The 6,071-nt window shown below is 70.2% G+C and carries 8 protein-coding genes; 3 read left to right on the top strand and 5 right to left on the bottom strand.

The features are described 5' to 3' along the window. Positions 1-225: 225 nt before the first annotated feature. Positions 226-1,044: an enoyl-CoA hydratase gene (locus FV228_RS18280; protein WP_147855929.1), complete on the bottom strand. Its 819-nt coding sequence runs from the start codon at positions 1,042-1,044 to the stop codon at positions 226-228. Positions 1,045-1,235: 191 nt separating this feature from the next. On the opposite strand from FV228_RS18280, the gene FV228_RS33195 reads away from it, so the two are divergent. Beyond that, positions 1,236-1,397, top strand: coding sequence for a DUF5993 family protein (locus FV228_RS33195; RefSeq protein ID WP_187277806.1), 162 nt, complete (start codon positions 1,236-1,238; stop codon positions 1,395-1,397). A 12-nt stretch (positions 1,398-1,409) separates the two neighbouring features. Continuing rightward, on the top strand, positions 1,410-1,985 hold the full coding sequence (locus FV228_RS18275; RefSeq protein ID WP_147855928.1) for a disulfide bond formation protein B: 576 nt from the start codon (positions 1,410-1,412) through the stop codon (positions 1,983-1,985). Positions 1,986-2,075: 90 nt separating this feature from the next. On the opposite strand, the gene FV228_RS18270 is transcribed toward FV228_RS18275, so the two are convergent. Then, positions 2,076-2,558, bottom strand: coding sequence for an AMP-dependent synthetase (locus FV228_RS18270; RefSeq protein WP_147855927.1), 483 nt, complete (start codon positions 2,556-2,558; stop codon positions 2,076-2,078). 272 nt (positions 2,559-2,830) lie between these two features. On the opposite strand from FV228_RS18270, the gene FV228_RS18265 reads away from it, so the two are divergent. Next, entirely contained in the window at positions 2,831-3,304 is a 474-nt protein-coding gene (locus tag FV228_RS18265; RefSeq protein ID WP_147855926.1) for a hypothetical protein, read from the top strand. 4 nt (positions 3,305-3,308) lie between these two features. On the opposite strand, the gene FV228_RS18260 is transcribed toward FV228_RS18265, so the two are convergent. The 3 genes from FV228_RS18260 to FV228_RS18250 form a co-directional block, all read right to left on the bottom strand. Next, entirely contained in the window at positions 3,309-4,592 is a 1,284-nt protein-coding gene (locus tag FV228_RS18260) for a pyridoxal-phosphate dependent enzyme (RefSeq protein WP_147855925.1), read from the bottom strand. An 89-nt stretch (positions 4,593-4,681) separates the two neighbouring features. After that, complete coding sequence (locus FV228_RS18255) at positions 4,682-5,143, bottom strand: NUDIX domain-containing protein (RefSeq protein WP_147855924.1); 462 nt, start codon at positions 5,141-5,143, stop codon at positions 4,682-4,684. Positions 5,144-5,484: 341 nt separating this feature from the next. Further along, a complete protein-coding gene (locus FV228_RS18250) occupies positions 5,485-5,862 on the bottom strand; it encodes a HigA family addiction module antitoxin (protein WP_238260047.1) in 378 nt (125 codons plus the stop codon). Positions 5,863-6,071: the final 209 nt, after the last annotated feature.

Below are 6,071 nucleotides of genomic sequence, written 5' to 3'. Positions count from 1 at the left end.
GGCCGCGGCCCAGGTCGCACGATCCGGCCGCGGACGCGGCGGCCGGGGCGGCGGCATGGCGCCGACGAAGGCGAGCGTCAGTCCGAACAGGTCGAGGGTGCTCATCAGCCGTTCCGCGAGGACGTGCCGAGACCGGCAGGACAGGGTGTGCCCTCATCCTAGGGCAGGGCACGGCCGGAGCCTACGCGTCGCGCGGCACGGGGCCTGCGTCGTATCGCGCCGGGCTCAGGGCTCCCAGCGCGGCGTTCGCTTGGTCAGGAACGCGTCGATGCCCTCCTGGGCGTCGGCCATCATCATGTTCCGGGTCATGACCTCGGCGGTGTAGCCGTAGGCCTCTTCCAGGCCCATCTCGATCTGGCGGCCGAACGCCTCCTTGCCGACCGCCAGCACCCGCCGGGCCTTCCCGGCGATTTTTTCGGCCATGGCGGCCACCGCGCCGTCCAGTTCCGCGGCCGGCACGGCGCGGTTGACGAGGCCGATCCTGTAGGCCTCCTGCGCGTCGATCGGCTCGCCGACCAGCAGCATCTCCAGGGCGGCCTTGCGCGACACCGCCCGCGAGAGGGCGACCATCGGGGTCGAGCAGAACAGGCCGATCTGGACCCCCGGCGTGGCGAACCGGGCCCCTTCGGTGCAGATCGCGAGGTCGCAGGTGGCGACGAGCTGGCAGCCGGCCGCGGTGGCGATGCCGTGGACCTGGGCAATCACCGGTTGCGGCAGGCGCGTGAGGCTCAGCATCAGGCGGGCGCAGGTGCGGAACACCGCCTCGGTCGCCGCCCGCGAAGGATCGGCGCGCATCTCCTTGAGGTCGTGGCCGGCGCAGAAGGCCGGGCCGGCGCCGCGCAGGATCACCACGCGCACCCCGGCATCCTCACGGATCGCGTCGAGTTGCTCCTGAAGGGCGCCCATCAGGGCCATCGACAGGGCGTTGCGCGCCTGGGGGCGGTTCAGCGTGAGGGTCGCGACGCCGTCGGCATCGTGGCGCAGCAGGACGGGGGCGTCCGGGACTGTCGCGTCGGACGGTGCTAAGGTCACGGCTGCGGTCATCGACATCTCCCGGTGCCGGCCGCCCTTGCGCTCTGGGCCGGTCGCTTGGCCGGAGGGTAGCAGGCCGCACGCGGTTTCGCGATGGCACCCGGCCGGCAAGGCGGCTTCACGAAAGGTTCGACCGTTACCCAGGCAGGCTCGTATGGTGACGCCGAGGCCGCGACGGTGCGCGGCGTCCTTGCGCGGAGTCGATGCCCATGATGGTGCTGCCGTTCATTGGGTTCGCGGGAAGCGCGGCCGCCATCCTGGCGGGGCGGCGCAGGATCGCCCTCGGCCTGTGGCTGGTGTCGCTGGCCGGCACCATCGCGCTGTTCGGCGCCCATGCCACCTCGACGCTTCAACTCGACTTCTGAACGGGCCTCGCCATGACCGCCCACCAGGTCCGAACCCTCAACGCCCTCGGGTTGCTCGGCTGCTGCGCCATCCTGATCGTCGCGTTCGGGTACCAGTTCCGCTTCGGCGAATTGCCGTGCCCGCTGTGCCTGCTGCAACGGTCTGCCTTCGCGGCGGCAGGGATCGGCTTCGCGCTCAGCGTCCGCTTCGGCCCGCGAACATCCCATTACGGCGTGGTGATCCTGAGCGCGGTCACCGGCGCCGGCATCTCCGCCCGGCAGGTCGCCCTGCACGTCGTCCCCGGGACCGGCGGTTATGGTTCGACGCTGTTCGGTCTGCATTTCTACACGCTCGCCCTCATTGCCTTCGCGGCCATGATCGTCGGCGTCGGCGTGCTGCTTTTGGGCAATGGGGCCGCCGACCGGGTCTCGCAGGACCGAGTTGAAGAGGTCGGCGTCTTCGGGACGGCTTGCCTGCTGCTGTTCGTTAGCGTGATCCTCGCCAACGCCGTGTCCACGGTGGCGGAATGCGGTGCCGGCCTGTGTCCGGACGATCCGTCCCGATACGAGGCGCTCGGTGACTGGCTGGCGCGGTTCAGGTCGCGTTGAGGAGGCGACCGAGGCCGTGGCCCGAACGGCCTTCCGGGGGGAACAGCGGTCACGCGGCGCGGTTGATTCCCCTCGGTCCGTTAGCGCCCGTCAATCCTGCTCGGCCAGGGCGAGATCCAGGCTGGCGAAGTCCGCACCGGGACCGTTCCACCACACGGACGGGTAGGCGGGCAGCCGCCCCATCACGCCGGCGTAGGCCTCCGCCAGGACGGTATCGACGATCACCAGCGTGGCGGCCGAGAGGGCCAGGCTGTCGGCAAGGGCCTCGCCGCGCCGGCTGCCGTCGACGGCGACGACCCGGATCCCGAGCCGGGCCAGGCCGAGCCGCATCGCCTCGGACTGGCCGAGGTCGCGGACCAGGAGCGCGACGGTCGAGCCGGCCCGGAGGCCTTCGCCGTAGGCCCAATGCGCGACCCGGTTGGGGCAGATCGCCGGGGCGGCCTGCAGATGGGGCGGACGCCTCTCCCCGGAAGCGCCGCCGGAGCGGAGGCGCCGGTCGGGATCACGGGTGGCCGGATTGGGGACCGGCGTCGGGACCGGGACATCTGCGACAGTGGAGTTCACGCCAAACATACGCTGCGAACCGCCTGGATGTGGATAAACGGTGGACCTTGGCGTGACGCGCGCCGGTTAACACTCTGTCTCACGATCGCAGATCATCGGAACACTGGGCTGTTTTCCGGCCCGCGGGCGCCTGCGACTGCGCCTATGCCGAATCGATGATGAACGGCCGACCGCAATTTGCATGCGAATTCGGTCGCATTGGCGATGTGCCCGGTCCGGCCTATGTCCGGCTCCGCGCGGGCGGCCCGGAAGAGGTCGCCCCGGACCGAGGAACACGTCCCATGAACCGCCCCACGCGCCGGGTCGCCCCCTACGCCACAGCCCTCACCCTGACGCTCGCCGCCGCGACGTTCGCCGCCCTGCCGGCGCAGGCGCAGATCCGGAACGCCCCGTCGCCGCGCGCGCTCGAATTCGCCGCCTACATCTTCGCCGCCTCGAACGTCTGCGGCTACCGCATCGGCAACGCGGCTTTTGAGGGTCTGCTGGCGAAGCAGAACGTTCGGGTGGACGACGTCCAGCCGCGCGGCCCGTTCGGCAACCGCGTCCAGACCATGTTCACGCTGATGTCGAACCAGATGGCCCAGAACCGCGATCAGGCCTGCATCGCGGTGGCCGGCGAGTACGGGCCCGAGGGCTCCATCACCAAGAACGTCCTGTTGCCGGCCGGTCAGGCCGCCGACGCGCCGGCTCCGGCGGAGGCCGTCAAGCCCGCAGAGCCCGCCAAGCCGGTGGAGCCCGTCAAGCCGGCGCAGTGACCGGTCAGCCGAGGCGCCAGTCGATCGGCGTCACCCCGCGTTCGGCCAGCCAGCCGTTGGCCCGGCCGAACGGGTCCGAGCCCGGGAAATCCCGGGCTCGGTTGAGCGGCGAGGGGTGCCCGCTCTCGAACACGCCGTGGCGCGCCGCATCGATCAGCGGCACCCGGGCGCGGGCCTGAGCGCCCCAGAGCAGAAAGACCGCCGGCTCCGGACGCGCCGAGACCGCCGCGACGGCCTCGTCGGTCAGCGCCGACCAGCCATAACGCAGATGCGCACCGGCCTTGCCGGCCTCGACGGTGAGCGCGCTGTTGAGGAGCAGTACGCCCTGCCGGGCCCAGGGCGTCAGGTCGCCGCCGGCGGACCGTTCGGAGCCGGCCTCGGCCAGGATCACCCGCAGCGAGGCCGGCAGGCGGCCGGAGCCGAGCAGGGCGGCGGCGGCGCAGACATTGGCGGCAGCCGAGTAGCCGACATGCAGGCCCTCCCGCGTCGCCAGCAACCGGCGCCATCGCACGGCCTCGTCGTCGGTCGCCGCGACAGCCAGATCCATGAACCCGGGATCCCAATGCGGCGGCACGCTGCCGTAGCCCGTCCCCTGCAAGACGTGACGCGGCTTGGTGATGGCCTCACCCGCCAGCGGCCGGCAGCCCTCGGGCTCCACGGCCGCACAGACGACGCGCGGATCGCGCGCCCGGAGCGCCGCGGCGACCCCGAGGAAGGTCGCGCCCGTCCCGACCGAGGCGACCCAGGCATCGATCCGCCCCCCGCATTGCGCCCAGATCTCCGGGCCGGTCGTCTCCCTGTGGATCGCGACGCCCTCCGCGGCATGGAACTGGTCGACATAGAAACCGCCGCGTTCACCGGCCAGGCGTTGCGCCGCCTCGGCAGCCGCCGCGACATCGGCCCCGGTCACTTGTCCCGGCACGCCATCGACCTGCGGCACCAGTACGACCTCCGCGCTCAGCGCCTTGAGCATTCGCGCCCTCTGCGGGCTGTTCCCCGCCGACAGGGTGACGACCAGCGGATGACCGAGCGCTGCGCAGGCCACCGCAAGGCCTGCCCCCATATTGCCGCTCGACATCTCCACCACCGGGGCCGCCGGTGCCAAACGGCCGTCCGCCTGCGCGGCGAGCAGGATGGCGCGGGCGGCGCGATCCTTCACGCTCCCGCCGGGCTGCATGAACTCGGCCTTGGCCAGGATGCGGCCCGGCCCAGGATGGACGCGATCGAGGGCGATGAGCGGCGTGTTGCCGATCAGATCGAGGGCGGACGCAGCGACAGTCGATGGCACGGACGCGGACTCGGCTCGGGTGACTCCACCGGTGCTGTCTAGCAGCCGCGCCGTGCGCCCGACAGAGAAGGCGCCGCGCGCACGCGCGCCTACGACCGCCGCTCGGCCAACAGTCGCGCCTTCAGCCCAACCGGGTAGAGTTCGGGCCCGCCGTCGCGATCGAGGGCCTCAAGATCGTACCAGCGGGCAAGGCACGGCGTGCCGGAATCCTCGTGGAAGACGATGCATTCCTGCGTATCGAGCGGGTCGGGCGGCAGGGCGACCGGGAATAGGAACAGCACCTCGTGGCCCAGGCTGCCCTCGTGAGTGTAGAGGTTCTCCATCACGATCGGAGCACCGAGGACCCGCACCGTGAGACCAAGCTCCTCCCGGAACTCCCGAACGAGCGCCGCCTCGGCCAACTCGCCGAATTCCACACTGCCTCCGAGCGGTCGCACGCCTTTGAGGCGCCCGTCGTCGGTATAGACCTCGGCGACGAGCAACTGCCGCCCGCGCCAGGGCAGGCCCAGCGCCTTCACGCGGATCTCCGGAGAGGGGCGCCAGACTGTCATGCGGTCTGGTATGCCGCGGCTCGCAAACCGACAATGGTCCAGGGTGCGGGATCCGTGGTTTCCGGCGGCGCGCAGAACGTTGTTGCCCGCCGTACACATTGCGGACGGGCTCAACGCGGCAAAAGCTTCGTCGCGCCGATGTTCTGTTTCATCGTCGAATGCCGATGCAGCGCGCGTCGGAAGTCTTTGGACCGTCCACGGACTTGCGCGAACCTAACGGCTGCTCCGGAGTTTCTTGCGATCAGCCGGAGGTCCTGAAGGGCGGGGACACAGTCTCCCGCCCGCAGCCGCGACAGGTTCGGCATCCCGGATGCCTGGCCGAGATCCGCCAGGTGCGAACGTTACGCGAAGGCGTGCTTTCGCTCAGGCGTCTGGGCCCGTGTCTGGGCAACCTGCAGCCGTGTCGCGGCGACCTGAGACCAAGCCTTGGCCATCGAGTCGTTCCGAACATTCCGCTCGCGCCTGCGCACGGCGGCGATGTCGAACTGCTTCTGCATCTCCATCATCATTTCCATACTGTACCCGAACGCCTTCTCGATCTGGAAAGCCAGGTCGGCAGTCAGAGGGGACTTCTCGGTGAGAAAATCCGTCAGCGCGTGACGCGTGACGCCTAGAAGTCCGGCCGCCTCCATGATGGTGAGGTTGCGCGGCTCGAAGACCTTGCGGCGAACGAACAGGCCGGGATGACACGGATTTGCCGGTTGATGGACAGCGTTCACCTGGGTCTCCTTCGTCAATTGACACGACCGTCTTCGGATGGGCGTCTAGATCGATCGATCGCCACGGCGGCAGACCACTAGCTGTTTGGTTGCGGAACGTCGTTGGGATGTGGCACGCTGGGCGATCAAAGCCTACGCTTGGCGGTTCGAGGGTGTGCGCCGCCGTGTTGCCAGGAGGGCTCGTTGATGCTCGCCATCCATCCCCAGGC

This window comes from Methylobacterium sp. WL18 (assembly GCF_008040015.1).
GTDB classification, from domain to species: Bacteria; Pseudomonadota; Alphaproteobacteria; order Rhizobiales; family Beijerinckiaceae; genus Methylobacterium; species Methylobacterium mesophilicum.
The sequence above is the reverse complement of the archived record's forward strand: the minus strand, read 5'-3'. Positions and strand labels throughout refer to the sequence as shown.